General features: G+C 56.3%; 22 protein-coding genes. 18 read left to right on the forward strand and 4 right to left on the reverse strand.

The features are described 5' to 3' along the window. Positions 1-8 precede the first annotated feature (8 nt). Together SERS4_RS0101805 and ugpQ are read left to right on the forward strand one after the other, a co-directional pair. Complete coding sequence (locus SERS4_RS0101805; protein WP_017891304.1) at positions 9-1,082, forward strand: sn-glycerol-3-phosphate import ATP-binding protein UgpC; 1,074 nt, start codon at positions 9-11, stop codon at positions 1,080-1,082. Further along, positions 1,082-1,828, forward strand: coding sequence for a glycerophosphodiester phosphodiesterase (gene ugpQ / locus SERS4_RS0101810; RefSeq protein ID WP_017891305.1), 747 nt, complete (start codon positions 1,082-1,084; stop codon positions 1,826-1,828). Before SERS4_RS0101805 ends, ugpQ begins: the two co-directional genes overlap by 1 nt. Here ugpQ and SERS4_RS0101815 read toward each other — a convergent pair. Next, positions 1,825-2,154: a hypothetical protein gene (locus SERS4_RS0101815; RefSeq protein WP_017891306.1), complete on the reverse strand. Its 330-nt coding sequence runs from the start codon at positions 2,152-2,154 to the stop codon at positions 1,825-1,827. The two genes, ugpQ and SERS4_RS0101815, sit on opposite strands and share 4 nt — an antisense overlap. 151 nt (positions 2,155-2,305) lie before the next feature. Here SERS4_RS0101815 and SERS4_RS0101820 point away from each other — a divergent pair, with 151 nt between their 5' ends. Further along, complete coding sequence (locus SERS4_RS0101820) at positions 2,306-3,169, forward strand: carboxylate/amino acid/amine transporter (RefSeq protein WP_012004710.1); 864 nt, start codon at positions 2,306-2,308, stop codon at positions 3,167-3,169. 42 nt (positions 3,170-3,211) lie between these two features. Here SERS4_RS0101820 and metR read toward each other — a convergent pair whose 3' ends face one another. Then, complete coding sequence (gene metR / locus SERS4_RS0101825) at positions 3,212-4,162, reverse strand: HTH-type transcriptional regulator MetR (protein WP_017891307.1); 951 nt, start codon at positions 4,160-4,162, stop codon at positions 3,212-3,214. Positions 4,163-4,267: 105 nt separating this feature from the next. On the opposite strand from metR, the gene metE reads away from it, so the two are divergent. Then, entirely contained in the window at positions 4,268-6,544 is a 2,277-nt protein-coding gene (gene metE / locus SERS4_RS0101830; RefSeq protein ID WP_017891308.1) for a 5-methyltetrahydropteroyltriglutamate--homocysteine S-methyltransferase, read from the forward strand. A 104-nt stretch (positions 6,545-6,648) separates the two neighbouring features. Here metE and SERS4_RS0101835 read toward each other — a convergent pair whose 3' ends face one another. Beyond that, positions 6,649-7,485 (reverse strand): dienelactone hydrolase family protein, encoded by an 837-nt coding sequence (locus SERS4_RS0101835; RefSeq protein WP_017891309.1) that lies wholly within the window; start codon positions 7,483-7,485, stop codon positions 6,649-6,651. Between the two features lie 506 nt (positions 7,486-7,991). On the opposite strand from SERS4_RS0101835, the gene udp reads away from it, so the two are divergent. The 12 genes from udp (at position 7,992) to hemB (ending at position 18,657) form a co-directional block, all read left to right on the forward strand. Continuing rightward, a complete protein-coding gene (gene udp, locus SERS4_RS0101840; RefSeq protein ID WP_012004714.1) occupies positions 7,992-8,753 on the forward strand; it encodes a uridine phosphorylase in 762 nt (253 codons plus the stop codon). Positions 8,754-8,923: 170 nt separating this feature from the next. Then, on the forward strand, positions 8,924-9,706 hold the full coding sequence (locus SERS4_RS0101845; RefSeq protein WP_017891310.1) for a tyrosine-protein phosphatase: 783 nt from the start codon (positions 8,924-8,926) through the stop codon (positions 9,704-9,706). Between the two features lie 87 nt (positions 9,707-9,793). Continuing rightward, positions 9,794-10,324 carry a DedA family protein gene (locus SERS4_RS0101850; protein ID WP_012004716.1) on the forward strand — a complete coding sequence of 177 codons (531 nt, stop codon included), beginning with the start codon at positions 9,794-9,796 and terminating at the stop codon, positions 10,322-10,324. A gap of 140 nt (positions 10,325-10,464) precedes the next feature. Beyond that, a complete protein-coding gene (gene rmuC, locus SERS4_RS0101855; RefSeq protein WP_017891311.1) occupies positions 10,465-12,012 on the forward strand; it encodes a DNA recombination protein RmuC in 1,548 nt (515 codons plus the stop codon). A gap of 79 nt (positions 12,013-12,091) precedes the next feature. After that, positions 12,092-12,847 carry a bifunctional demethylmenaquinone methyltransferase/2-methoxy-6-polyprenyl-1,4-benzoquinol methylase UbiE gene (gene ubiE / locus SERS4_RS0101860; protein ID WP_012004718.1) on the forward strand — a complete coding sequence of 252 codons (756 nt, stop codon included), beginning with the start codon at positions 12,092-12,094 and terminating at the stop codon, positions 12,845-12,847. A 13-nt stretch (positions 12,848-12,860) separates the two neighbouring features. Beyond that, positions 12,861-13,469: an SCP2 domain-containing protein gene (locus SERS4_RS0101865; protein ID WP_017891312.1), complete on the forward strand. Its 609-nt coding sequence runs from the start codon at positions 12,861-12,863 to the stop codon at positions 13,467-13,469. Continuing rightward, positions 13,466-15,097: a ubiquinone biosynthesis regulatory protein kinase UbiB gene (gene ubiB / locus SERS4_RS0101870; protein ID WP_017891313.1), complete on the forward strand. Its 1,632-nt coding sequence runs from the start codon at positions 13,466-13,468 to the stop codon at positions 15,095-15,097. The genes SERS4_RS0101865 and ubiB overlap by 4 nt, the downstream gene beginning before the upstream one ends. An 80-nt stretch (positions 15,098-15,177) precedes the next feature. Continuing rightward, positions 15,178-15,441, forward strand: coding sequence for a Sec-independent protein translocase subunit TatA (gene tatA, locus SERS4_RS0101875; RefSeq protein ID WP_017891314.1), 264 nt, complete (start codon positions 15,178-15,180; stop codon positions 15,439-15,441). 3 nt (positions 15,442-15,444) lie between these two features. Further along, the gene (tatB, locus tag SERS4_RS0101880) at positions 15,445-16,011 is read left to right on the forward strand and encodes a Sec-independent protein translocase protein TatB (protein ID WP_017891315.1); all 567 of its coding nucleotides are present in this window, start codon (positions 15,445-15,447) and stop codon (positions 16,009-16,011) included. Between the two features lie 3 nt (positions 16,012-16,014). Next, positions 16,015-16,785 (forward strand): Sec-independent protein translocase subunit TatC, encoded by a 771-nt coding sequence (gene tatC, locus SERS4_RS0101885; protein WP_012004722.1) that lies wholly within the window; start codon positions 16,015-16,017, stop codon positions 16,783-16,785. Positions 16,786-16,837: 52 nt separating this feature from the next. Then, a complete protein-coding gene (gene tatD, locus SERS4_RS0101890; RefSeq protein WP_026142155.1) occupies positions 16,838-17,620 on the forward strand; it encodes a 3'-5' ssDNA/RNA exonuclease TatD in 783 nt (260 codons plus the stop codon). 14 nt (positions 17,621-17,634) lie between these two features. Then, positions 17,635-18,657: a porphobilinogen synthase gene (gene hemB, locus SERS4_RS0101895; protein ID WP_012004724.1), complete on the forward strand. Its 1,023-nt coding sequence runs from the start codon at positions 17,635-17,637 to the stop codon at positions 18,655-18,657. A 46-nt stretch (positions 18,658-18,703) separates the two neighbouring features. Here hemB and rfaH read toward each other — a convergent pair whose 3' ends face one another. Continuing rightward, on the reverse strand, positions 18,704-19,192 hold the full coding sequence (gene rfaH / locus SERS4_RS0101900; RefSeq protein ID WP_012004725.1) for a transcription/translation regulatory transformer protein RfaH: 489 nt from the start codon (positions 19,190-19,192) through the stop codon (positions 18,704-18,706). 244 nt (positions 19,193-19,436) lie between these two features. Here rfaH and pepE point away from each other — a divergent pair, with 244 nt between their 5' ends. Both pepE and ubiD read left to right on the forward strand, forming a co-directional pair. Further along, positions 19,437-20,162 (forward strand): dipeptidase PepE, encoded by a 726-nt coding sequence (gene pepE, locus SERS4_RS0101905; RefSeq protein WP_017891317.1) that lies wholly within the window; start codon positions 19,437-19,439, stop codon positions 20,160-20,162. Positions 20,163-20,226: 64 nt separating this feature from the next. Continuing rightward, positions 20,227-21,747, forward strand: a complete 1,521-nt coding sequence (ubiD, locus tag SERS4_RS0101910) for a 4-hydroxy-3-polyprenylbenzoate decarboxylase (RefSeq protein WP_017891318.1) — start codon at positions 20,227-20,229, stop codon at positions 21,745-21,747. The last annotated feature ends 25 nt before the right edge of the window (positions 21,748-21,772 follow it).

Genomic DNA, 21,772 nt, shown 5'->3' on the forward strand with positions numbered 1-21,772 from the left:
ATTTTCACATGGCAGGTTTAAAACTACAGGCAGTCACCAAATCCTACGACGGTAAAACGCCGGTGATTAAGCAGATCGATCTCGACGTGGCGGACGGTGAGTTTATCGTGATGGTCGGGCCGTCCGGCTGCGGTAAATCGACGCTGCTGCGTATGGTCGCCGGGCTGGAACGTACCACCAGCGGCGATATCTATATCGACAGCCAGCGTGTGACCGATATGGAGCCGAAAGATCGCGGCATTGCGATGGTGTTTCAGAACTACGCGCTGTATCCGCACATGAGCGTGTATGACAACATGGCCTATGGCCTGAAAATTCGCGGCTTTGGCAAACAGCATATCCAACAGCGGGTAGAAGAAGCGGCGCGCATTTTAGAGCTGGAGCCGCTGTTGCAGCGCAAGCCGCGTGAGCTTTCCGGCGGCCAGCGTCAGCGGGTGGCGATGGGGCGGGCTATCGTGCGTGAACCGGCGGTGTTCCTGTTTGATGAACCCTTGTCCAACCTGGATGCCAAACTGCGGGTGCAGATGCGTCTGGAATTACAACAGCTGCATCGCCGGTTGAAAACCACCAGCCTGTACGTAACGCACGACCAGGTAGAGGCGATGACGCTGGCGCAGCGGGTGATCGTGATGAACAAGGGCGTGGCGGAGCAGATTGGCACCCCGAGTGAGGTCTACCAACGCCCGGCGTCGCTGTTTGTCGCCAGCTTTATTGGCTCACCGGCGATGAACCTGTTGCCAGGCACCCTGAGCGCCGACGGCAGCCAACTGCAACTGGCGGACGGCATGACCTTGAATTTACCGCAGGCGAAGGCGCACTGGGGCGGACGCCGGCTGACGCTGGGTATTCGTCCCGAGCATATTCAACTGCTCCCCGATGGGCAGGGTGGCGTGGCGCTGGTGCTGCAAACGCTGGAGCTGCTGGGCGCGGATAATCTGGCGCACGGGCAGTGGGGCGGCCACGGGGTCATTGCGCGGCTATCGCATGAAACTATGCCGACGGCAGGCAGCACGCTATATTTACAACTGCCTGCACAGGCGCTGCACTTTTTTGATACCGATAGCGGATTACGGATGGAATGATGACCACAGCCTGGCCTTACCCTCATATTGTTGCCCACCGCGGCGGTGGCTCTCTGGCACCGGAAAATACCCTGGCGGCGATCGACGTTGGCGCACGTCACGGCCACAAAATGATTGAGTTCGACGCCAAGCTGGCGCAGGACGGGCAGATTTTTCTGCTGCACGACGATACTCTGGATCGCACCAGCAACGGCTGGGGCGTAGCGGGCGAATTGCCGTGGGACAAGCTGGTGCAGCTCGATGCCGGCAACTGGTATAACTCCGCCTACAAAGGCGAACGCTTACCCTTGCTGGCGGAGGTCGCGGAACGCTGCCTGCAGCACGGTATGATGGCGAACATTGAAATCAAGCCCACCACCGGCAGTGATGACGAAACCGGCCGGGTCGTGGCGCTGGCGGCACGCCTGCTGTGGCAGGGGCAGACCGATCCGCTGCTTTCTTCGTTCTCGGTTGAAGCGCTTGCAGCAGCACAACGTACCGTGCCTGAATTGCCGCGCGGCCTGTTGCTGGATCAGTGGGATGACAACTGGCCGGCGCTGACCGAACGCCTGGGTTGCGTGTCTTTGCACATCAACCATAAAGAACTGACCGCCGAACGGGTAGCAGCACTGAAAGCGGCGGGATTACGCATTCTGGTTTATACCGTTAACCAGCCGGCGCGGGCGCGCTTGTTGTTAAACTGGGGCGTTGACTGCATTTGCACGGACCGAATAGATTTGATTGGCCCCGATTTTCCCAATGGCTAACCTCGGTTGACCGGCGTCGGCAGCGGCGCCTGAGGTACCGCAGGCGTGGTGCGATCGAACGGATTGCGTGGTTGGTTGCCATTTGGCAGCAGTTGCCCCCCGTTCGGCGAATTTCGCAGCAGTTGTTGCTGATTATTGTCGAACTGCCGCTGTTGTTGCAGACGGCGCTGATCCAACTGCTGGTTATTCAGCATGCGCTGTTGCTGCGCTTGCTGATTGCGTTGGTTGAGAAACTGCTGTTGCGAGCTGAGTTCGGTAACCCCATTGGCTGCACCGGCCAACCCGGACAGCAGCAACAGGCCGTAGAGCAGGTGATAAGTTTTCATGATGTTGGCTCCTGTTTACTATTAAGACTAACCCAGCGGTGAAAATTTGCCGAAAGTTTGTATTTTGTGCAGATGTAAACCGCCTTTTCATCACCCCTTCTCCCGCCTTCCGTTACAATCGCCCTTTGTGAATTTTTAGGATGAACCCATCGTGCTGCTTCTGGTGATTACTACCATTCTGTGGGCGTTCTCTTTCAGCCTGATTGGCGAATATCTGGCGGGCCAGGTCGACAGCTGGTTCTCGGTGCTGATGCGCATCGGCCTGGCGGCATTGGTGTTCCTGCCTTTTCTGCGCTGGCGCAATATCAAGCTGAAAGTGATCCTGATGTACATGCTGGTGGGGGCTTGCCAGCTCGGCATCATGTACCTGTTCAGCTTCCGCGCTTACATGTACCTGACGGTGCCGGAATTCCTGCTGTTTACCGTGCTGACGCCGCTTTACGTCACGCTGATTTATGACCTGATCAGTGGGCAGCGCTTGCGCTGGAGCTACGTATTCAGTGCGTTGTTGGCCGTTTTGGGGGCGGCGATCATCCGTTACCACCAGCTTAGCGAGCATTTCTGGTTGGGGCTGCTGCTGGTGCAGGCGGCGAATATCAGCTTCGCCATTGGCATGGTCGGTTACAAGCGGCTGATGGAAGTGCATCCGTTGCCACAGCACACCGCGTTTTCCTGGTTCTACCTGGGCGCGTTGGTGGTGGCGGTGGTGGCCTGGTGCCTGTGGGGCAACCCGCAACAGTTGCCGACCACCAATCTGCAATGGGGCATTCTGGTGTGGCTGGGCGTGGTCGCTTCCGGGCTGGGATATTTCATGTGGAACTACGGTGCCACGCAGGTGGATGCCGGCACGCTGGGCATCATGAATAACATGCATGTGCCTGCCGGGCTGCTGGTGAATCTGGCCATCTGGCAGCAACAGCCGCACTGGCCAAGTTTTATTATCGGTGGGGCGGTGATTGTTGCTTCGCTGTGGGTACATCGCCGTTGGGTGGCACCCAAAATAATCAGTAAATAAACCGGGCTGCCCAAGCGCAGGCAACCCTGGTCGTCAGGGTCGTCAGGGTCGTGAGGTCAGTGGTTTGACGCTGGCAACACCGGCGCTTGGGCGGGCGGCGTCCCGGACGAACGGCAGATGATTGCAGGCGTGCTGGCGTGCCGAACGGATAAAGGCTTCGGTTACCGCCTGGCGCTGCTCACCATCGCGAACTGCGGCATACAGACGGCTCCACAGGCCATCGCCCAGGGTTTTGGTCACCACCAACCCCTGGCGCTCAAAACTCTCCACCACCCAATGCGGTAACGCCGCAATCCCCATCCGCGCGGACACCATCTGGATCAGTAGCAGGGTGTTATCGACGTTTTTCAGCGCCGGGCTGATGCCCGCCGGCTGCAGGAAATGACGCCAGATATCCAGCCGTTGACGCTGTACCGGATAAATCATCAGTGTTTCATCGATCAAATCTTCGGGTTCAATGTGCAGCTTGCTGGCTAACGGGTGATCCGGCGCCAGCACCAGTCGCACTTCAAAATCAAACATCGGTGAATAATGCAGACCGCTGCGCGGCAGAATATCGGAAGTCAGCACCAAATCCAGCTCGCCTTGCTGTAAGGCCGGTTGCGGATCAAAGGTGACGCCGGACTTAAAGTCCATCACTACCTGCGGCCAACTCTGCCGGAAGTTATCCAGCGCCGGTGTCAGCCATTGAATACAGCTGTGGCATTCAATGGCGATACGCAGCGTGGCCTGATGCGGTTCGTGGCACGTCTGCAATGCCTGCTGAATTTGTGGCAGAACCTGCTCTGCCAGCTGTAACAGGATCTCTCCCTGCGCGGTAAAGCGCAGCGGTTGGCTTTTACGAACGAACAGCTTGAAGCCCAGGCGCTGCTCCAGATCGCTGAACTGATGCGAAAGAGCAGACTGCGTCTGATGGAGTTGGGCAGCCGCGGCCGCCAGCGAACCGGTATTGCGCAGAGCCTGCAGCGTCCGTAAGTGTTTCAGTTCGATCATGAGAGTCCTTCACAGTGACAGTGAATAAATTGCGCTTGTGGTTAATACAGTACCTGCGGATTATGGATGTGTAAACATCTGGACGGCTAAATGGGGAATATGACGATGGCAATTCTAAATCACACACTGGGTTTTCCTCGCGTTGGGCTACGACGTGAACTGAAAAAAGCTCAGGAAAGCTACTGGGCAGGTAACTCAACGCAGGAAGAACTGTTGGCAGTTGGCCGCGAGCTGCGCGCTCGCCATTGGCAACAGCAACAACAGGCCGGGGTGGATTTGGTGCCGGTCGGCGATTTCGCCTGGTACGACCATGTATTGACCACCAGTCTGCTGCTCGGCAACGTGCCGGCGCGTCATCAAAATGCGGACGGCACAATCGATCTCGATACGTTGTTCCGCCTGGGCCGTGGCCGCGCACCAACCGGTGAACCGGCAGCAGCGGCGGAAATGACCAAATGGTTTAACACCAACTACCACTACATGGTGCCCGAATTCCATAAGGGCCAGCAGTTCAAACTGGGCTGGACCCAATTGCTGGACGAAGTTGACGAAGCGCTGGCGCTGGGCCACAAAATCAAACCTGTGCTGCTGGGGCCGGTCACTTATCTGTGGCTGGGCAAAGTGAAGGGTGAGCCGTTTGACCGCCTGTCGCTGCTCAACGATATCCTGCCGGTTTATCAGCAGGTGCTGGCCGAGCTGGCGAAACGCGGCGTTGAATGGGTGCAGATCGACGAGCCTGCGCTGGTACTGGAATTGCCGCAGGCGTGGCTGAACGCCTTCAAACCGGCTTATGACGCGCTGCAGGGCCAGGTAAAACTGCTGCTGACTACCTATTTCGACAGCGTTGGCCACAATCTTGACACTCTCCGTGAGTTACCGGTGCAGGGGCTGCACGTTGACCTGGTTGGCGGTCACGACGATATCGCGGTATTGAATAAGGCGCTGCCGAAAGAGTGGCTGCTGTCACTGGGGGTAATCAACGGTCGTAACGTCTGGCGCGCCGATCTGAGCAATTGGTTTGAACGTTTGCAGCCATTAGTGGGCAGTCGCCCGCTGTGGATCGGCACTTCCTGTTCACTGTTGCACAGCCCGATCGATCTGAGTGTGGAAACCCGGCTGGACGAAGAAGTGAAGAGTTGGTTCGCCTTCGCCCTGCAAAAATGCGGCGAACTGGCGTTGCTGAGCGCGGCGTTGAACGCACCGGGCGCAGCAAAACAGGTTGAACTGAACGCCTACAGCGCGCCAATCCGTGCCCGTCGTCAATCCAGCCGTGTGCATAATGCGCAGGTCGGTCAACGCCTGGCTGCTATTACCGCGCAGGACAGCGAACGTCAGCGTCCTTACGCCGAGCGTGCTCAGGCACAGCGTGAACGCTTTAACCTGCCGGCCTGGCCGACCACCACTATCGGTTCATTCCCACAAACCACCGAAATTCGCGGCCTGCGTCTGGACTTCAAGCAGGGGCGTTTGGACGGCAACAACTACCGCACCAGCATTAGTGAGCACATCAAACAGGCGATCGTTGAGCAAGAGCGTCTGGGCCTGGACGTATTGGTGCACGGTGAAGCCGAGCGTAACGATATGGTCGAATACTTCGGTGAGAACCTCGACGGCTTCGTCTTCACCCAAAACGGCTGGGTACAGAGCTACGGTTCCCGCTGCGTAAAACCGCCGGTGATCATCGGCGATATCAGCCGACCGGAAGCCATCACCGTAGAGTGGGCGAAGTATGCCCAGTCGCTGACCGACAAGCCGGTGAAGGGCATGTTGACCGGCCCGGTAACCATTCTTTGCTGGTCATTCCCGCGTGAAGATGTGACCCGTGAAGTGATTGCCAAACAAATTGCCCTGGCGCTGCGTGATGAAGTGGAAGATCTGGAAAAAGCCGGCATTGGCATCATCCAGATTGACGAACCGGCACTGCGTGAAGGTCTGCCGCTGCGTCAATCCGACTGGGCTGCCTACCTGAATTGGGCGGTGGACGCGTTCAAATTGAATGCCGCCGTGGCGCAGGATGATACTCAGATCCACACCCACATGTGTTACTGCGAGTTCAACGACATCATGGATTCGATTGCGGCGCTGGATGCTGACGTGATCACCATCGAAACCTCGCGTTCCGATATGGATTTGCTGGAAGCCTTTAAAGAGTTCGAATATCCGAACGAAATCGGTCCGGGCGTGTATGACATCCACTCGCCAAACGTGCCAAGCGTGGAATGGATCGAAGCGCTGTTGCGTAAAGCCGCGCAGAACATCCCGGCAGAACGCCTGTGGGTTAACCCGGACTGCGGCCTGAAAACCCGTGGCTGGCCGGAAACCCGTCAGTCGCTGGCCAACATGGTGCTGGCTGCACAACGCCTGCGCGAGCAGCAGGCCTGATTGTCGCCGTGGTGCAATGATGTTTTGATCTGACAATCTGGGCGCTTCGGCGCCCTTTTTTATGTCGCAAGCGGCTGTCTGGTCAGGCAGCCGTGAGGTGAGGTTTACTTAACGCCCGGAACGCCATGTTGGGTGAACCATGCCAGCATGCGTTGCCAACCGTCGGCGGCCGCTTCGGCATCATAGCTTGGCCGGTAGTCGGCATTGAAGGCATGGCCGACGTCGGGATAGACCACGATCTCGGCATCGGCGTTGGCCGCACGCAGCGCCTGACGCATGCTTTCCACCGTATCCAGCGTGATACCTGTGTCTTGCCCGCCATATAATCCCAGCACCGGCGCAGAGAGTTGGGTAGCGACATCGATCGGATGTTTTGGCGAGTTCAGCGTTTTTTCGCCCACCAGTTTGCCGTACCAGGCGACGGCCGCTTTCAACTGCGGATTATGTGCCGCATACAGCCAGCTAATACGCCCGCCCCAGCAGAAACCGGTAATCGCCAGCTTGCCGGCATCGCCACCGTGGCGCGTGGCCCAATGAGCGGCATGATCCAGATCCGCCAGCACCTGACGATCCGGCACTTTGGTCACCAGCTTTTGGAACAGTTCGCCGATGTCGGTGTAATCCCGGGCATCTCCCTGACGGAAATACAGTTCCGGTGCTATCGCCAGATAGCCCTGTTTGGCCAGGCGACGACATACGTCCTGAATGTGCTCATGTACGCCAAAAATCTCTTGTACCACCAGCACCACCGGGAAGGGGCCGCTGCTATCGGCAGGTTTGGCGATATAGGCCGGCAGATTGTCACCCTGTGAAGGAATGGTGGTTTCCCCGGCATGAATGCCTTGTTCGTCGGTGATAATGGTTGAAGCAGCCAAGGGTGTAACGGCCGGGGTGAATCCCCCCTGGGCCTGTTTTAATGTCATCACTTGATCGGTTTTCATTGCGGTCTCCGTGCAATCGAGAAAAGCGCTGAGATTAACTATAGGAAAGATTACCCGTTATTGGCACCGGGTGGAGCATTTTCGGCCAAGTCTTTAAAAAACGAATAATTATCTGGCTTTAGCGCGTTTTTGTTGCCTTTTTATCATGCTATTACGCATGTTGACCTGCATTAATACCATAAGGTGCGTTAGCTCCCTTTATTGTGGCTAAGTCACCGATAAAATAAGGTTATTTCCTGTGGCGGTGTCAATAGTTTCATCAGGAAATCAGCTCTGTGCTCAGGAGACAGGGTGAAAAACGGCGCTGCATTTTGTCGACTAGACTTGGGGCTTCTGAGACGACCATTCCAGCTTCTGGTGTGTTTTTGTGACTTTAATCACAAAAGTTATGTAGATTGCATTCTGTTTCTTTATTCATAGTGATGGTTGTCACGAAATTGAATGGCAATTTTCAGTAGAGTACTTTTTTGTTCCTCCCAATAAACATGATCCATGAGGAGTCTCGCATGTCCCAATCTGACGTTTTTCATCTCGGCCTCACTAAAAAAGATTTACAAGGGGCCCAGCTTGCCATCGTTCCAGGCGATCCACAGCGCGTAGAGAAAATTGCCAAGCTGATGGAAAATCCGGTGCATCTGGCTTCCCATCGTGAATTTACCTCCTGGCGCGCAGAGTTGGACGGCAAGGCGGTGATCGTCTGCTCTACCGGCATTGGTGGCCCGTCTACCTCTATCGCCGTTGAAGAACTGGCGCAATTGGGAATCCGTACCTTCCTGCGTATCGGCACCACCGGTGCGATCCAGTCGAACATCAATGTTGGCGATGTTCTGGTCACCACCGCCGCGGTTCGTCTCGACGGTGCCAGCCTGCACTTTGCACCGATGGAGTTCCCGGCCGTGGCCGACTTTGCCTGTACCACGGCACTGGTCGAAGCCGCCAAGGCTGCCGGCGCTACCACGCACATTGGCGTGACCGCGTCTTCTGATACCTTCTACCCTGGCCAGGAACGTTACGATACCTTCTCCGGCCGTGTCGTCAGCCGCTTCAAAGGCTCGATGGAAGAATGGCAGTCGATGGGCGTGATGAACTATGAAATGGAATCCGCTACCTTGCTGACCATGTGCGCCAGCCAGGGCCTGCGTGCCGGTATGGTTGCCGGTGTGATTGTTAACCGCACCCAGCAGGAAATCCCGAACGCAGAAACCATGAAAAACACCGAAAGCAAAGCGGTGCAGATCGTGGTTGATGCGGCGCGCCGCCTGCTGTAATTACCTCGCAGTTCAACGGGTCGCCGACGCGGCCCGTTTCTCCATTCGGCCGTAATCTGTTACGGTTAACCTCATCAGCGCCATCTTTCTGGCCGCCTCTTTACCCGTTGAGCCCGGTTTTTCCGCTGCTCTCAGGTTGCGTTTTTCAGACAATAACCACGAGGACGTCTATGACTGCCCAGATCCTGCTTCATCCTTCATTGGCACCGCTTGATGGCGGCATTAACTTTCGCGATCTTGGCGGCAACAGCGTCGCCGATGGCCGCCGTATCAAGCGTGGTCTGCTGTTCCGCTCAGGTTCGCTGGAGCGTCTGACCGAAGACGACTGCACCTTCCTGGCCGGTGTGCCGGTGCGTTCGGTGCTGGATTACCGTGACGCCGATGAAGTTCAGGCCAAGCCTGATGTCCTGTGGAGCGGCGCCGATTATCATCATTTCCCGGCCAATCCGTTGAGCAATGAGGTGAATGCCAACCTGGAAAAACTGACCAGCGAAACGCTGGCCGGTTTCGACGCACAGGCCTTTATGCTGGAACTTTACCGTCGGCTGCCTTTCGGTAATGCGGCGTATAAGCAGTTGGCCCAATTGCTGAGCAATGTCGATAACGGAGCCATCGTCCAGCACTGCGCGGTAGGCAAGGATCGTACCGGAGTCGGTTCGGCGCTGGTGTTATTCGCGCTGGGGGCAGATGAAGCGACGGTTGTGGAAGATTACCTGCTGACCGAAACCACGCTGGCGACCTTCCGCGAACAGATGCTGGATCAACTGTCGATTCGCCTTAACGCTTCGGCACTGGGGCAATTTGCCTATGTGCTCAGCGCCCGTGAAGAATTCCTGATGACCGCCCTGAACTGCATCCGTGACCAATATGGTTCAACCGATCGCTGGCTGGAGGCCGAGTACGGACTGGGCCAAAACCAGCGTGAAGCACTGCAGGCGTTCTACCTCGAGTAAACTGTACGGGTGTTTAGCCGGGGTTTAATCGGCCCCGGCCGGCATTGCGTATCCTTGGGGCCATAAATCCCGCATCAGGAGCCCATATTGAGCCTCAATGACATTATCCACTGGGTCAGCGACACCGTGCGGCAGCATGAAGCCTGGGCCATCCCGATTATCTTCTTCCTGGCGTTCGGCGAGTCGCTGGCGTTTCTGTCGCTGCTGTTACCGGCCACGGTGATTCTGCTGGCGTTGGGAGCCTTGATAGGCGAAAGCGGCATTGCATTCTGGCCTATCTGGGCCGCCGCCGCCGCCGGGGCCTTTTTCGGCGACTGGCTCTCTTACTGGATTGGCTATCACTATCAAGACCGGGTGGCGCATATGTGGCCCCTTTCCCGCAATCCACAGCTACTCACGCGTGGCCATGCGTTTTTTGAACGCTGGGGCGTACTGGGCATTTTCATCGGTCGCTTCTTCGGCCCGTTGCGTGCCGTGGTGCCTTTGGTTGGTGGCATTTGCGGCATGCCCCAGCGTTATTTCCAGGTGGCGAATATTACGTCGGCGATGATCTGGGCATTTGGCATTCTCGCGCCGGGGGCGTTTGGCATCAAGTGGTTAAGCCAGTGGTTTGGCTAGTTCTGGTCTGACTTGCGTAGCGTTTCGCAATTTTGCGCCGTCGGGGCAAAAACAGACTGGACATCCATACAGCATCCCCTTAACGTGACGGGCAACAGGCGCATAAAACGCCGGAACGGTCAGGTGTAACAGGAGGCAGGGTGGATACCAGTTTGGTTTACGGTATGGGCGGGGTGGCAATTGGCCTGCTGTTGGGGTGGCTAATTGCCAGTTTGCGTGTGCAGCAGACGCAGGCACAGCATGAAACCGAGCAACGGCTGCTGGAACAATCGCTACAGCAGGCGCAGCAGGAAACAGCAGCCCGGCAAGAAACGCTGCAGCGTAATGAACAACAAATGCGACAGACCGATCTGGAACTGCGCAATTTGCACAGCCAGCTGGCCGCCGGGCACGAAAAACTTCAACAGCTCAATCACTGGCGCAACGAATGTGAGTTGCTGAATCAGGAACTGCGTGCCCAGCGTGAGGTTAACAGCGCTCAGGAGGCCGAGCTGCGTGAGGTGACTATCCGCCTGGAAGAGACCCGTATGGCGGCAGAAGAGAAACAGCGTCTGCTGATTAACAGCGAACAGCGCCTCACCACCCAGTTTGAAAATTTGGCCAACCGCATTTTTGAACACAGCGGGCGCAAGGTTGACGAGCAGAATAAGCAAAGCCTGGACCGCCTGTTACTGCCGCTGCGTGAGCAACTCGATGGTTTCCGCCGCCAGGTACAGGACAGTTTTGGCCAGGAAGCGCGTGAACGCCATACGCTGACCCACGAAATACGTAACCTGCAGCAGCTCAATGCACAAATGGCACGCGAGGCGATTAACCTCACCAAGGCCCTGAAAGGGGATAACAAAACTCAGGGTAACTGGGGTGAGGTGGTGTTAAGTCGGGTACTGGAAGCCTCCGGCCTGCGCGAAGGACACGAATACGAAACCCAGGTCAATGTGCGGCTGGATCATCAGAGCCGTATGCAGCCCGACGTCATCGTTCGTTTACCGCAGGGTAAGGACGTGGTCATCGATGCGAAAATGTCGCTGGTGGCCTACGAACGTTACTTCAACAGTGAAGATGAAGTGGAACGCGAGGCGGCGCTGAGTGAGCATATTGGCTCGCTGCGTGGCCATATCCGCCTGTTGGGGCGCAAGGATTACCAGCAGTTGCCCGGCCTGCGTTCGCTGGACTACGTACTGATGTTTATTCCGGTCGAGCCGGCTTTCCTGCTGGCCATCGACCGTGAGCCGGAGCTGATCAGCGAAGCGCTCAAACACAACATCATGCTGGTCAGTCCGACTACCTTGCTGGTGGCGTTGCGCACCATCACCAATCTTTGGCGCTATGAGCATCAGAGCCAGAATGCCCAACGCATTGCCGACAGAGCGGCGCGGTTGTATGACAAAATGCGGCTGTTTGTTGACGATATGTCGGCGCTGGGGCAGAGCCTGGACAAGGCCCAGGGGAGTTATCGCCAGGCGATGAATAAACTGAGCGAAGGCCGTGGTAATCTTATCGGCCAGACCGAGGGGTTCCGCGCTTTGGGGGTTGAGGTGAAAAGGCCGATTAACCCACTGCTGGCTCAGCAGGCCAGTGCGCAGCATGATGAAGAATGCGAGGCGGCGGGCTTTGATGAAGTTGACGCGTTGCCCGGGGCGGAAGACGACGACTCCGCAGAGGAACCCCGCTCCGCATCGCAGGCATGACAGCGGCTGCGAGGTGGGGTATTGCGTAGGGTTCTGGTACACTCATCCACACTAAATTGACTGAATAGCAGGCAGGACAATGGCAGATCAACCGCAGGAAACCACCGACTTCGGTTTTCGCACCGTAGCTAGAGACGAGAAGCAGGCCATGGTGGCAGATGTTTTTCATTCGGTAGCTGCAAAGTATGACGTGATGAACGACCTGATGTCGTTTGGTATCCACCGTATCTGGAAGCGTTTTACCATTGACTGCAGCGGCGTTCGCCGTGGGCAGCGGGTGTTGGATCTGGCCGGTGGTACCGGTGACCTGGCCGCCAAGTTCTCCCGCATGGTCGGTGAGCAGGGGCAGGTGGTACTGGCGGACATTAACGATTCCATGTTGAAGATGGGGCGCGAGAAGCTGCGCGACCGCGGCATTATCGGTAACGTCAACTATGTGCAGGCCAATGCCGAAGCGCTGCCGTTCCCGGATAACTATTTTGACTGCATTACCATTTCCTTCGGCCTGCGCAACGTGACCGACAAAGACAAGGCGCTGCGTTCCATGTTCCGCGTGCTTAAGCCGGGCGGCCGTTTGCTGGTGCTGGAGTTCTCCAAGCCGCTGCTGGCGCCGTTAAGTAAAGCCTATGACGCCTACTCTTTCCACGTGTTGCCGAAAATCGGGGAGCTGGTGGTGAAGGATCCGGAAAGTTACCGTTATCTGGCTGAGTCGATCCGCATGCATCCCGATCAGGAAACCCTGAAAGGTATGATGGGGGCTGCCGGCTTTGACAATGTGACCTATTTTAACCTGACCGGCGGCATTGTGGCCCTGCATCGCGGCTTCAAGTTCTGATATGGACATGCCGATGCTGTTAACCCCGTTGTTGACCGGCGTGCTGGAAACATCGCTCAACAGCCTGCTGTTCCGCGATCGCAGCATGAAAGCCGCCCGTTTGCGCCTGGCGGGTAAGGTTCTGCGTATTGAATTGCAGGAGCTTTCCTCACCGTTGGTGTTGCTGTTCAGTGAGCAGCGTGTCGATGTGCTTGGTCAGTCTGAAGATACCGCTGACTGCACGGTGCGCAGCCGCATCTCGGTGTTGCTGAAGCTGCGGGATCGCCAGCAACTTTCGCCATTGATGCGCAGCGGTGAACTGATTGTCGAAGGTGATATTCAGGTGGTTCAACAACTGGTTGGGCTGCTCGATCTGGCAGAGTGGGATCCGGCTGAATGGTTGGCCCCCTACATCGGCGATATTGCCGCGCAGGGTATCACGCAGGCGCTCGGTAAGGGCGCGAATCTGCTGAAGACAGGCTTTCAGCGTCAACAGCATTACGTAGCGGAAACGCTGACGGAAGAGTGGCGCGTGGCGCCAGGCCCACTGGAAGTTGTGTGGTTCAACGAGGAAGTTGATGCCACCGTTCGCAACCTCGAAGCGCTGATTGCTCGCATGGACAAGTTGGAGGGTAAACGATGACCCCTGGCGAACTACGCCGCCTGTATTTGATCGTCCGCGTTTTTCTCAGCTATGGCCTGGATGAACTGATCCCCCAGATGCGCTTGACGTTGCCGCTGCGCGTGGGGCGCCGTCTGCTGTTCTGGATGCCAAACCGCCATGCAGACAAACCGCTGGGTGAACGTCTGCGTTTGGCCTTGCAGGAACTGGGGCCGGTATGGATCAAGTTTGGCCAGATGATGTCCACACGCCGCGACCTGTTCCCACCACAAATCGCCGATCAACTGACTCTGTTGCAGGACCGGGTTGCCCCCTTCGATGGTGCACTGGCGCGCAAGCATATTGAGTTGGCGATGGGCGGCCCGCTGGAAACCTGGTTTGATGATTTTGACCAGCAGGCGCTGGCTTCGGCATCGATAGCTCAGGTGCATACCGCACGGCTAAAAACGACCGGGCAGGAAGTGGTTCTGAAGGTGATTCGGCCCGATATTCGGCCGATCATCAAGGCTGACGTCCGCCTGATGTATCGTTTGGCGGCCTGGGTGCCAAAGCTGATGCCGGATGGTCGCCGTCTGCGTCCGCGTGAAGTGGTGCGCGAATATGAAAAGACCTTGCTGGACGAGTTGAACCTGCTGCGTGAAGCGGCCAACGCCATCCAGCTGCGCCGCAATTTCGACGGTAGCCCGATGCTGTATGTGCCGGAGGTTTACTCCGATTACTGCCGCGAAAGCGTGTTAGTCATGGAGCGCATCTACGGAATTCCGGTTTCGGATATTCCAACGCTGGAAAAGCAGGGCACCAACATGAAACTGTTGGCCGAACGCGGGGTTCAGGTGTTCTTTACCCAGGTGTTCCGCGACAGCTTCTTCCATGCGGACATGCATCCCGGTAATATTTTTGTCAGCTATGAGCATCCTGAAGATCCCTGCTATATCGGCATTGACTGCGGTATTGTCGGCTCGTTGAACAAAGACGATAAACGCTATCTGGCGGAAAACTTTATTGCCTTCTTCAATCGTGACTATCGCAAGGTTGCAGAACTGCACGTTGATTCTGGCTGGGTACCGCGCGACACCAACGTGGAAGATTTCGAATTCGCTATTCGCACGGTGTGTGAACCCATCTTCGAAAAGCCACTGTCGGAAATTTCGTTCGGCAACGTGCTGTTGAACCTGTTCAATACCGCACGCCGTTTCAATATGGAAGTGCAGCCCCAACTGGTGTTATTGCAGAAGACCTTGCTGTATGTTGAAGGTCTGGGCCGGCAGCTCTATCCACAGCTGGATTTGTGGACCACTGCGAAGCCGTTCCTGGAAAGTTGGATGCGCGATCAGGTCGGTATACCGGCAGTGATCCGCGCACTGAAAGAAAAAGCGCCGTTTTGGGCCGAGAAACTGCCCGAACTGCCTGAATTATTTTACGATAGCCTGCAGCAGCATAAACTGTTGCAACAAAGCGTTGATAAGCTGACCAATCAGATGCAGGCCCAGCGCGTTCGCCAGGGACAATCGCGTTATTTGTTCGGCGTTGGCGCTACACTGTTAGTAAGCGGTACGATTTTGCTGTTGGGGGATGTTGAAGTGTTCCCTGCGTGGCTGATAGCGGCCGGTATCGTATCCTGGGTGATTGGCTGGAAGCGAACCACCTGAATTGATTCGAAACTCTGGTAAAATCTGCCGTATAATGCGACGGATTTTGAAAAAACCCTGTAAAAATAGAGGTAATTGCAATGGGCGGTATTAGTATTACGCAATTGTTGATCATCGCAGTGATCGTGGTGCTGCTGTTTGGTACCAAAAAGCTCCGTACGCTGGGCTCTGATCTCGGTGCATCAATCAAAGGTTTCAAAAAGGCGATCGGCGATGACAACACGCCGCCGAGCAACACGGCTGAAAAAAGCAGCCTGGATGACGCTGACTTCACGGCCAAGCCTATTACCGATAAGCAGCCGGAAGTGAAAACGGAAGAGTCGAAGAACAAAGAGCAGGTATAAACCGTGTTTGACATTGGGTTTAGTGAACTGTTGCTGGTTCTGGTTATCGGCCTGGTGGTACTCGGGCCGGAACGGTTGCCGGTAGCGGTAAGAACAGTTTCGGGCTGGATCCGCGCGCTGCGTTCGCTTGCGGCTTCGGTGCAGAACGAACTTTCTCAGGAACTGAAGCTGCAGGAACTGCAGGACAGCCTGAAAAAGGTAGAGAAGGCGGGCATGCAGAATTTGTCGCCGGAGCTGAAGGCGTCGATGGATGAGCTGAAAGACGCGGCGGAATCGCTGAAACGTTCTTATCTGGGTGACAGTGACAACAAAACCGAACCTGCTCACACCATCCATAACCCTCTGGTCACCGATCCTGAAGCCATTCATGACGGCGTGACGCCGGCAGAGGCTGCGGCCGTGGCATCGTCCCCGGCTGCCGTGCCGGAGCCGGTGGTTTCGGTAACGCCGCCGGTTGCACAACCCGTGGTCGAGCCGGTTAAACAACCGGTCGCTTCGGGCGTTCAGGCAACCCCAGAACCTGTTGCGGATAAAACCCCAGCGTCTCACCAACCTAGTGGCGATCGTTAAAACATGGCTGTTGAAGATACCCAACCCCTTATCAGTCACCTGATAGAACTGCGTAAGCGGTTGTTAAACTCGATTATCAGCATACTGGCGATCTTCCTGGTGCTGGTTTTTTTCGCCAATGATATTTACCAACTGGTGTCAGCACCGCTGATCAAGCAGTTGCCCGCCGGGGCCAGCATGATCGCCACGGACGTGGCTTCACCGTTCTTTACCCCGATCAAATTGACCATGATCGTTTCGGTGTTTGTGTCTGCTCCGGTGATCCTGTATCAGGTGTGGTCCTTCATCGCACCGGCGTTGTACAAACATGAACGTCGCCTGATGATGCCTTTACTGGTCTCCAGCAGCCTGCTGTTTTATCTCGGCATGGCGTTTGCCTACTTTATCGTTTTCCCGCTGGCATTCGGCTTTTTTGCCAAGACCGCACCGGCCGGGGTAATGATAGCGACCGACATCAATAACTATCTCGATTTCGTCATGGCGCTGTTTATGGCGTTTGGCGTGGCGTTTGAGGTGCCGGTTGCCATTATTCTGCTGTGCTGGAGTGGCGTCACTTCACCGGAAGATCTGAAAAAGAAACGGCCTTACGTTCTGGTCGGCGCTTTCGTGGTCGGTATGCTGTTGACCCCGCCGGATGTGTTCTCGCAGACCCTGCTGGCGATCCCGATGTATCTGCTGTTTGAAGTGGGTGTGTTCTTTGCCCGTTTCTACACCGGTAAGCGTCGTCCGCAGCCAGAAGAAGAAGACGAGGGTGACGAACCCCCGGCACCTTAATTTCTGTTTGTTTCTAAGCCGCCCGATGGGCGGCTTTTGCTTTGGGAACATCATGTTTGATATCGGCGTCAACCTCACCAGTTCACAATTTGCCAAAGACCGTCCGGCGGTGGTGGATCGCGCCCGTGCCGCAGGTGTAACAGGGCTGCTGATTACCGGAACCGATCTGCAGGAGAGCCGTGCTGCCAATGAACTGGCGCAATTGCATGCTGGTTTCTGTTGGTCCACCGCCGGCGTGCATCCTCACCATGCCAGCAGTTGGGACGAGCGAGTCGCAGAACAAATCTGCGAGTTAGCCTCCCGGCCACAGGTTGCGGCTATTGGTGAATGTGGGCTGGATTTCAACCGCAACTTCTCTACTCCAGAGCAGCAGGAGGCGGCATTCAGCGCACAACTGGCACTGGCGGCAGAGTTGTCGATGCCGGTTTTTCTTCATTGCCGTGATGCACACGCACGATTTGTCGCGCTGCTGACACCCTGGTTGGATAAACTGCCCGCGGCTGTGGTGCACTGTTTTACCGGCACCGCCGAAGAATTGGAAAGCTGCCTGTCGTTAGGCCTGTCGGTAGGTATTACCGGTTGGGTCTGCGATGAGCGGCGTGGCCTGGAACTGCGCGCGTTGCTGCCGCAGATCCCGGCGGACCGTCTGTTGCTGGAAACCGACGCCCCCTATCTGTTGCCCCGGGATTTACTTCCGAAACCCACATCTCGCCGCAACGAACCCTGTTTTTTGCCCCATATCGTCCGGCAGGTGGCCGCCTGGCGACAAGAAGATCCCGAATGGCTGGGGCAAAAAATCGATGAGAACGCCCGCCGGCTATTCCGGCTGGAATGAGTTAGGAGAAAACTATGAGCTATGCATTTCCGGGCACCTTCCCAGGTCGCCGTATGCGCCGCGTGCGCCGTCATGATTTCAGTCGTCGCCTGGTGGCGGAGAACCAACTGACGGTTAACGACCTGATCTACCCGGTATTTGTCATGGAAGGCAGTAACCGTCAGGAAGCGGTGGCATCCATGCCTGGCGTATCGCGCATGAGCATCGACCTGCTGGTTAAAGAAGCGGAAGCCATCGCCAAGCTGGGCGTGCCGGTGATCTCCCTGTTCCCGGTGATTGAGCCTGGCCTGAAGTCACTGCACGCAGAAGAAGCTTATAACCCGGACGGTCTGGTGCAGCGTACGGTACGTGCGTTGAAAGACGCGGTGCCAGAGCTGGGGATTTTGACTGATGTGGCGCTCGATCCTTACACCACCCACGGTCAGGACGGCATCATTGACGAGCAAGGTTATGTTATTAACGATATCACCAAAGAGATTTTGGTGCGTCAGGCTCTGTCCCATGCTGAAGCCGGTGCGGAAATCGTGGCGCCAAGCGACATGATGGATGGCCGTATTGGTGCGATCCGCGATCAACTGGAGCATCAGGGCCTGATTAACACCCAGATCATGGCTTACTCTGCCAAATATGCGTCTTGCTACTATGGTCCGTTCCGTGATGCGCTCGGTTCCAGCGGCAATCTGAAAGGTGGCAACAAGAAAACCTACCAGATGGACCCTGCCAACAGCGACGAAGCGCTGCAGGAAATTGCGCAGGATCTGCAGGAAGGCGCAGATATGGTCATGGTGAAACCGGGCATGCCGTATCTGGACGTGGTACGCCGGGTGAAAGACACCTTTGGTGTGCCGACTTTCGCCTATCAGGTGTCCGGCGAGTATGCGATGCACATGGCGGCGATTCAAAACGGTTGGTTGCAGGAACAACCGGCGGTGATGGAGTCGTTGATGTGCTTCAAGCGTGCCGGTGCCGATGGCGTGCTGACCTACTTCGCCAAGCGGGTAGCTCAGTGGATGCATGACGACGCGATGCAGCGCTAAGGCGCGAGTATCCAATGATAAAGGCGCCTTGGGCGCCTTTTTTACATTACAGCTTTTGGAACTGTCGGTTGTCCACGCTTTGGCTGACCTGTTTGTTGATCAGGTTGAGCAACAGCATTGAGCGCGCTTCGCCGTCCGGCTCGGTGTAAATCGCCTGCAGCCCTTCGAACACCCCATCGACAATCAATACACTATCGCCGGGTTGCGGCGTTTCCGGGTCGACATAGGTTTCGCAGGTGTGTGTCTGCAACTCTTCGATTACCTTCTGCGGGATAGTGGTCGGCGTCGAACCAAAGCGCACGAAGTGGCTGACACCACGCGTTGCACTGATGGTGGTGGTATGGATACGCTCCGGATCGAATTCCACAAACAAATAGTTAGGGAACAGAGGCTCGCTGACCGCGATGCGTTTGCCGCGAACGATCTTTTCCAGCGTAATGATCGGGCTAAGGCAGTTCACTTCCTGCCGCTCGAGATGTTCCTGCGCCCGTAAGAGTTGGCCGCGTTTGCAATACAATAGATACCAGGATTCCATAATTTCACATGCCTTTCTGTCAGCCGGTAAGCATATCAAAAGCCATTACGGATACATAGTGATGCAAGTTTCAGCATGTAACAGCCGCTATCTGCATGAATCTTTGGCAATTAGCGAGGGGTCACACACTTATCCGCACGGCTTGGGTATAACAGAGGGCTAAAAATTTGCTACCGTCGCAGTATGCCTCGGGGCGCTGTCGCCTGATGTGACGGTATTCATCGTTTTTGATTGAGGAGGAGAAATGGAGTTATTTCTGTTGAGCAACGGCAAACTGTCCGGTGAGAGTGAACTGCTGGGCTATGCCAAGAGCCACCTGTTGGCGATGATCGCCCGCCGTGGCATCACGTCCGCCGTTTTTATCCCATATGCCATGATCCGCAGTGATTACGATCAGCGCGCGCAGGAGCTGGCGAAAACTCTGGGCATCAACGTCACCAGCATTCACCATGCCGAGTCCCCAGCTGCGGCGATTGAACAGGCGGAATGTATCCTGGTCAGCGGCGGCAATACCTGGATGCTGAACCAAATGCTGCATGAGAAGGGCCTGATTGTCCCGATCCAGCGGGCTGTTCGTGAACGTAGCGTCCCCTATGTTGGCTGGAGCGCCGGTTGTAACGTGGCTACGCCAAGTATCCGTACCACCAATGATATGCCGGTACGCAACAGCGTAGTGTTGCCGGCGTTGAGCCTGTTCCCGGTGCAGATTAACCCGCATTACATTGACGCCCATATCAGTGGTCACATGGGGGAAACCCGTGATGAGCGCCTGGCGGAGTTCTGTGCAGTCAATCCGAGCGAATCTGTAGTGGCGCTGCGTGAGGGCAGCCTGTTGCACATTGAGGGCAATGACTTGCGTTATTTCAGTGCCAGAGACCAAGGCTTCAAGGTGTTCCGCCACGGCGTAGAGACCCAAGAGTATCAGGATACGCAGGCATTACGCCCGCTGGTGCCGTTCACGTGCCACTGAGAGCCGGTAAGGTCTTTACCGGTGTTTAACAAAAGTGCAGCAACAACCGTGAAGAGGGCTTATAATGCCCTTCTCACTGGCCGTTATAATGATCAGCATGAAATACCGTGACTTACGCGATTTCCTCTCGTTGCTGGAAAAGAGAGGCGAACTAAAACGCATCAGCCAGCCGATTGATCCCTATCTGGAAATGACAGAAATTGCAGATCGTACTTTACGTGCGGGCGGCCCTGCGTTGCTGTTCGAAAACCCGAAAGGGTACGACATGCCGGTGCTGTGCAATCTGTTCGGTACTCCTGGTCGCGTAGCGATGGGGATGGGCCAGGAAGACGTCAGCTCGTTGCGCGAGGTCGGCAAGTTGCTGGCGTTCCTTAAAGAGCCGGAGCCGCCAAAGGGCTTTCGCGATCTGTTCGATAAACTGCCGAAGTTCAAGCAAGTGCTGAACATGCCGACCAAGGTGTTGGGTTCAGCGCCTTGTCAGGAGCAGGTATGGCAGGGGGATGACGTCGATCTCAGCCGTATCCCGGTGATGCACTGCTGGCCGGAAGACGCCGCACCCTTGATCACCTGGGGCCTGACCGTAACCCGCGGGCCGCAAAAAGAGCGGCAGAACCTGGGTATTTATCGCCAACAGGTGCTGAGCAAGAATAAAGTCATCATGCGTTGGCTGTCGCACCGCGGCGGCGCGCTGGATTACCAGGAATGGTGCCAGACGCATCCCGGTGAGCGTTTCCCGGTTGCGGTTGCGCTGGGTGCAGATCCCGCCACCATTCTCGGCGCGGTCACGCCAGTGCCGGATACCCTGTCTGAATATGCCTTTGCCGGGCTGCTGCGCGGCAACAAAACCGAAGTGGTCAAGTGTATCTCCTGCGATCTGGAAGTGCCCGCCAGCGCGGAAATCGTGTTGGAAGGCTATATCGAACCGGGAGAAATGGCGCCTGAAGGCCCGTATGGCGATCACACCGGTTACTACAACGAAATTGACCACTTCCCGGTATTCACCATCACCCACATCACCCAGCGTCGTGACGCCATTTATCACTCGACCTATACCGGCCGTCCGCCGGATGAGCCGGCGGTGTTGGGCGTGGCGCTGAATGAAGTCTTCGTTCCTATCCTGCAAAAGCAGTTCCCGGAAATTGTCGATTTCTATCTGCCGCCTGAGGGTTGCTCATATCGCCTGGCGGTGGTGACTATCAAGAAACAGTATGCCGGTCATGCCAAGCGCGTAATGATGGGAGTCTGGTCGTTCCTGCGTCAGTTTATGTACACCAAGTTTGTGATCGTCTGCGATGATGACGTCAACGCACGCGACTGGAATGATGTGATTTGGGCGATCACCACCCGAATGGATCCGGCAAGGGATACCGTTTTGGTGGAGAATACGCCGATCGATTATTTGGACTTCGCCTCACCGGTTTCCGGTTTGGGATCGAAGATGGGGCTGGATGCCACCAATAAATGGCCGGGTGAAACCCAGCGCGAATGGGGCCGTCCGATTCAGATGGATGAAAAGGTGCGTGCGCGCGTCGATGAAATCTGGGATGAGCTCGCAATTTTCAGTGACAGAGAACCGACGCTTTAGCGCCAGGCTTTGTTCTCAGTTTTGC

Origin of the sequence: Serratia sp. S4, from assembly GCF_000347995.1 — a bacterium.
GTDB classification, from domain to species: domain Bacteria; phylum Pseudomonadota; class Gammaproteobacteria; order Enterobacterales; family Enterobacteriaceae; genus Serratia; species Serratia quinivorans.

Bases quoted from the DNA above. Each gene is read 5' to 3' on its own strand.
- ugpQ (WP_017891305.1), top strand. From the start codon at position 1,082: ATGACCACAGCCTGGCCTTACCCTCATATTGTTGCCCACCGCGGCGGT.
- udp (WP_012004714.1), top strand. From the start codon at position 7,992: ATGTCCCAATCTGACGTTTTTCATCTCGGCCTCACTAAAAAAGATTTA.
- pepE (WP_017891317.1), top strand. From the start codon at position 19,437: ATGGAGTTATTTCTGTTGAGCAACGGCAAACTGTCCGGTGAGAGTGAA.
- metE (WP_017891308.1), top strand. From the start codon at position 4,268: ATGGCAATTCTAAATCACACACTGGGTTTTCCTCGCGTTGGGCTACGA.
- tatA (WP_017891314.1), top strand. From the start codon at position 15,178: ATGGGCGGTATTAGTATTACGCAATTGTTGATCATCGCAGTGATCGTG.
- ubiD (WP_017891318.1), top strand. From the start codon at position 20,227: ATGCCCTTCTCACTGGCCGTTATAATGATCAGCATGAAATACCGTGAC.
- ubiE (WP_012004718.1), top strand. From the start codon at position 12,092: ATGGCAGATCAACCGCAGGAAACCACCGACTTCGGTTTTCGCACCGTA.
- rfaH (WP_012004725.1), bottom strand. From the start codon at position 19,192: ATGGAATCCTGGTATCTATTGTATTGCAAACGCGGCCAACTCTTACGG.
- tatD (WP_026142155.1), top strand. From the start codon at position 16,838: ATGTTTGATATCGGCGTCAACCTCACCAGTTCACAATTTGCCAAAGAC.
- SERS4_RS0101815 (WP_017891306.1), bottom strand. From the start codon at position 2,154: ATGAAAACTTATCACCTGCTCTACGGCCTGTTGCTGCTGTCCGGGTTG.
- SERS4_RS0101805 (WP_017891304.1), top strand. From the start codon at position 9: ATGGCAGGTTTAAAACTACAGGCAGTCACCAAATCCTACGACGGTAAA.
- SERS4_RS0101865 (WP_017891312.1), top strand. From the start codon at position 12,861: ATGCTGTTAACCCCGTTGTTGACCGGCGTGCTGGAAACATCGCTCAAC.
- SERS4_RS0101835 (WP_017891309.1), bottom strand. From the start codon at position 7,485: ATGAAAACCGATCAAGTGATGACATTAAAACAGGCCCAGGGGGGATTC.
- metR (WP_017891307.1), bottom strand. From the start codon at position 4,162: ATGATCGAACTGAAACACTTACGGACGCTGCAGGCTCTGCGCAATACC.
- SERS4_RS0101845 (WP_017891310.1), top strand. From the start codon at position 8,924: ATGACTGCCCAGATCCTGCTTCATCCTTCATTGGCACCGCTTGATGGC.
- ubiB (WP_017891313.1), top strand. From the start codon at position 13,466: ATGACCCCTGGCGAACTACGCCGCCTGTATTTGATCGTCCGCGTTTTT.
- tatC (WP_012004722.1), top strand. From the start codon at position 16,015: ATGGCTGTTGAAGATACCCAACCCCTTATCAGTCACCTGATAGAACTG.
- hemB (WP_012004724.1), top strand. From the start codon at position 17,635: ATGAGCTATGCATTTCCGGGCACCTTCCCAGGTCGCCGTATGCGCCGC.